The organism is Micromonospora sp. MP36 (assembly GCF_008119785.1).
Classification (GTDB): domain Bacteria; phylum Actinomycetota; class Actinomycetes; order Mycobacteriales; family Micromonosporaceae; genus Micromonospora.
Genome location: NZ_VSFA01000229.1, coordinates 1 through 3,140 on the forward strand (window position 1 = coordinate 1; position 3,140 = coordinate 3,140).

General features: G+C 66.7%; 2 protein-coding genes and 1 pseudogene. 1 reads left to right on the forward strand and 2 read right to left on the reverse strand.

The window, feature by feature from the left end; genetic code table 11:
- The coding region (locus tag FXF52_RS40770; protein ID WP_148804976.1) for a DUF1932 domain-containing protein at nucleotides 1–379 on the forward strand (379 nt) is incomplete at its 5' end.
- A 203-nt stretch (nucleotides 380–582) separates the two neighbouring features.
- Here the strand turns inward: FXF52_RS40770 and FXF52_RS40775 are convergent.
- A complete protein-coding gene (locus tag FXF52_RS40775) occupies nucleotides 583–2,022 on the reverse strand; it encodes a PKD domain-containing protein (protein ID WP_148804977.1) in 1,440 nt (479 codons plus the stop codon).
- Between the two features lie 573 nt (nucleotides 2,023–2,595).
- A pseudogene (locus tag FXF52_RS42320) lies at nucleotides 2,596–3,140 on the reverse strand (peptide-N4-asparagine amidase); the annotation flags it as partial.

The following is a 3,140-nucleotide window of genomic DNA, read 5'->3' on the forward strand; positions in this document are numbered from 1 at the left end:
CGCCAAGGCGGTCAATGACCTCACGAGCGCCTTGGGAGCGAAGGTTGAACTGCTCGACGCTCCCGCTGGTGCGGCCATGGCACACAAACTGCTGCGCAGCATCTTCATGAAGGGTCTCGCCTCCATCATCTGGGAGGCAGTCGAGGCAAGCCGGGCCGCAGGGTATGAACAATGGGCCCGCGACCAGATCGCCTCCCAACTAGCGGGAGACGGGCATGCCGTCATCGATCGCCTCCTCTCTGGCACAAAGCTTCACGCCAAGCGCCGCAGCCAGGAGATGACGGATACCGCTTCCTATCTGGAGTCCCTGGGCGTTGCGCCAGTGATGACCCGCGCAACCGAAGTCTCCCTTCAGCAGATCGCGGCAACTCCCGGGTGATCAGTCGCTATCGCAAAACTCCAACATAGCGGCCGATACGTGAGCGGGAGGAAGACCTGAATGCAAGATCACGCGCGGCTATCTACTTGAGTTGGGTGGACGGAAGGGCAGCCGCCTGGTGATGGTGGATCAAGACGGCTGCCCTTTCGGCGGTCAGGTCGACTGGCCGTGTCAGGGGTCCGGGACCCGGAGGCCTTGAGTTCTCAGATGATCTTGATGGGGGTGGAGAGCAGCTCGTTGTCCGCCGGGATCGCGTCCCGGTTCGGGCTCAGGTCCGCGGCAGCACGGAAGGTGAGCTTCCCGAGGACCAGGTCGTCGGCGGTCACGGTGTAGGTGAACGCAAAGCGGGTGGTCTTGCCCGTTTGGCTGACCGGAACCATCTGTTTCAGCGCCCCGAGATGGGAGTAGTCCCCCGCGACGCTCTTGTAGAGGTCCACCTGAACGTTCTCCACGTACCGGGTGTTCTGGACCTGCACCTCGACCGTGACGGTCTGTCCCACCCGGGCGCTCGTCGGCACCTTCACCCGCACGATGGCCACGTCATGGGTACGCACCTCGACCACCCGGGTGATCGAGTCGCTGCGCCCATCCGGCGTCTCCACTGTCAGTCGGACCGGGTAGTCGCCGTCGCGGGGGAAGCGGTGGCCGGGGTTCGGCTCCGTCGAGGTCGCGCCGTCGCTGAAGTCCCAGCCGAAGGACTCGAGACCCGCGCCGGCCGGATCGTAGGCGGTGTTGGAGAACGCCACGAGGTCGAACGAATTGGGATCGCTCCGGTAGTAGGCGAAGTTGGCGACGGGATCCGGCGCCTCCGCCAACTGGAAGGCGTGCGAGGCGATGCCGTCCCCGCTGACCTGGAACAGGTACGTCCGGCCGGCTTCCGCCACGAAGGTCACCGAGCGGTAGTCGTAGAGACCGGTGCACCGGACGAAGGACAGGCCGCCGAGCGAGGAGCCGAGGTACACGTTGATGCCGGCGTACATCGGGTTCGTCTGGGCGACGACCGACACTGTGGTCGTCGGTGTGTACGAGTACCAGGTGGTGTGCTGCGAGGAGGCGCAGACCGACGTCTCGCCCGCCTCTCGGGTGGCAGCCTCATAGGGCTGGGTGTTCGAGTAAGGCAACCCGGTGACCGCGATCGCGTCGGCGAAGTTGTCGTTCGGCGGCGGCGGGACGTAGCTGACAGAGAACCGAAGCGACCCGCCGCCCATCCCGCCGTTGCCGCAGCAAACCCCGACCATGAAGCGGTAGGTGGTCCCTGCGGTGACCGGGAAGGCGACCCTCGACTGCTGGGCCTGGTAGTCGTCGTTGCAGGCCAGCTGAGTGAACGCCCCCGGCTCGCCGAGCCAGGCGGAGAGCACGGTGTCGTAGCCGCTCCCGATCGTGTCGGCCTGCAGGCGGCCGTCCCGCTCGGGGGTGACGGTGAACCAGACCGACCCCTTGTTGGAGCAGGTCGTCGGGTCGGTTGGGCCCGTTGTTGCTCCGCTGGCATCAATGGTGGTGGTGAAAGGAATGGTCTCCACCGCGATGGCGGCGGAGTAGTCGTCGTTCACCGGTGCCGCGAAGGCGGCGGTCTGCCCCGCGGCAAGCAGAGCGATCACTCCTGCGACAGCGACGACGAGTCGTGCGGCACTACGTCTGACCACTGGATGTCCTCCCGGGCCCCGTATCCCTTGTGGATATGACCGGCCGACGGTAAGGCCTAAGATCCAGTGGCTTCGCTAAGAGAACCTTTAGTTTCGGTTAAGGAGCCGGTCGGCCCCACTCACCCGGAGGTGGAGCGGGCGGCCGGCGCAAGGTAGCCGAGGCGGTCCCGGCCAGCAAAAGTCAGCGCCTCTGTGTGTCCAGCCGCCACCAAGCGTACCTTTTTGATCTTTGAGGATGCGCCGATAGATCACGTTCGCAAGGCGCCGTTTTAGGGCGCGACGGGCCTCGGCTGACGTCTTGCCCTCGCCCAGTTTCCGCTGGTAGTAGGCACGCCCAAGTTCTGAGTGGTGGGCTTGGACGACCGCGATGAGGTGCAGGGTGGCGTTGAGGACCGCGATCGGCTCGTGGTGGGGCAGCAAACTGCGGGCCTGCTGCCCCACCGCATGAGGGCGAAAACATCGGGCCTGTCGGGACCTTGCAGCAGCGGGATCAGGAGACGCCCCTGCGGAGCTTCGCCGCTCTAGGCGAAGACACCTGTCGTCCACAGGCGGGCCCCGCCCACGCGTTCGCTGCTACCCGCAGCGCAGTTCGTCGGCGGTGATGGTGCCGTTGACCTGGGCGATCCGGTGGTCGTAGCAGGTGCCGTGCGGACCCGTCAGGCGGTACCGCTGCTCGGACTCACCAACGGCGTGCCGCTCGTCGCGGGGCACGCCGAGTGTCCACGACGCCGAACCGGTGAAGGTGTTCGCCAGCCGGCTCCAGGGCGCCTGCCCGGTGCGGGCGGTGGTCGCGTCGGCGTAGTCGCCGAGCGTCATGCGGGTGGTGAGCCGGTCGTCCGCGATGGTGATCTCACCGTCGACGGTGTACCGCTTCTCGGTGCGGCTGACCCGTGGCGCCGAGCCCTGCCCCGACATCGTCACCGTGGACGTGTCCGTCCAGACCGCGTGCTGGCCGTCCGGGCTCTCACCCGGGCCCCAGTAGTGCTCGTTGTGATTGGTGAGCGCCTGCTCGACCGTGGTCGTCACCCGACCGTGCGACGTGTCGAGGTAGCCGACCGCCCGGAACCGGTGTGCCGCCTCGACGGTGACGTGGTGGATGTCGCCCTCCACCGAGCGCG